This window comes from Shinella sp. GW821-FHT11G07, from assembly GCF_058808115.1.
In genome coordinates this window covers 1-1,272 of sequence record NZ_JBXARJ010000039.1, presented here as the reverse complement: position 1 = coordinate 1,272, position 1,272 = coordinate 1, and the positions used below count along the sequence as shown (strand labels likewise).

Genomic DNA, 1,272 nt, shown 5'->3' with positions numbered 1-1,272 from the left:
TGACCTTGCCCCGTTGAAATAATCCATTTTGAAGTAAGCTCTGGCCCATTGAGAGGACCAGGGAATGAAGCGCAACCGTTTCACAGACGAACAGATCATCGGCATTCTGAAGGAGCACGAGGCTGGTACGCCGGTCTCGGAGCTTTGCCGCAAGCACGGCGTCAGCGATGCCAGCATCTATAAATGGAAGGCCAAATTCGGCGGCATGGACGTATCCGAAGCCAAGCGGCTGAAGACGCTGGAAGACGAGAACACGAAGCTGAAACGGCTCCTGGCAGATGCGATGCTCGACAATGCGGCTTTGAAAGACTTGTTGGGAAAGAAGTGGTGACGCCCGCAGCAAGGCGGAAAGCTGTCGCTCATCTGATGGATCACCACCAGATGAGCGAACGGCGGGCGTGTAAAGCCATCGGCTTTTGCCGGATGACAATCCGTTACGAAACCAGGCGCAGCGATGACCATGACCTTCGCGAGCGGATGAAGGCGCTGGCGCATGAACGCCGCCGCTTTGGATATCGACGCCTTCATGTTCTGCTCAGGCGCGAGGGTCACCTTGTGAACCACAAGCGGTTCTTCCGGCTCTATCGGGAAGAGAAGCTGACAGTGCGCAAGCGCGGTGGCCGCAAGCGAGCGATTGGCACACGCGCACCGATGCTGATCCCGCTTGCCGCCAATGATCGCTGGTCCCTCGACTTTGTCTCGGATCAACTCACCGATGGACGCAGGTTCCGGGTTCTGACGGTCGTTGACGATTGCACCAGGGAGTGCCTGGCACTCGTCGCCGATACATCGCTTTCAGGCCTGCGTGTTGCTTGTGAGCTCGATCGGATCATGGAGGAACGTGGCAAGCCGAAGATGATCGTCAGCGACAATGGCAGCGAGTTCACCAGCAACGCGATCCTGCAATGGACGGACCGGGCCAAGGTGGATTGGCATTATATTGCGCCTGGTAAGCCGATCCAGAACGCTTTCATCGAAAGTTTCAATGGGCGGCTGCGAGACGAGTTCTTGAATGAAACTCTCTTCTCGTCACTGACCCATGCTCGATCAGCGCTTTCAAACTGGCGCAGCGATTACAACGATCATCGACCACACTCTGGACTCGGCTGGCTGACACCGGCCGAGTTCGCTCAGACAATCAACCCGCGACGTGATGCGGTGCTGCGCAGCCGGAATGGCTCCGCACCGCAACCCGCCGCTACCGCCGCAAACACCGAAACCAAAAACCGCTGGAGCGAACTCAAAACTGGATAAAACTTGGGGGCAAGGTCA

General features: G+C 57.3%; 1 protein-coding gene. It reads left to right on the top strand.

Features of this window, described 5'->3' with window-relative positions; translation table 11 throughout:
- Window positions 1-64: 64 nt before the first annotated feature.
- Window positions 65-1,254 (top strand): IS3 family transposase gene (locus AC1RT2_RS32155; protein WP_493108499.1). Its coding sequence is split into 2 segments (ribosomal slippage): window positions 65-314 and window positions 314-1,254, totalling 1,191 coding nucleotides; the frame shifts between segments, so codons are not numbered across the junction.
- Window positions 1,255-1,272 lie beyond the last annotated feature (18 nt).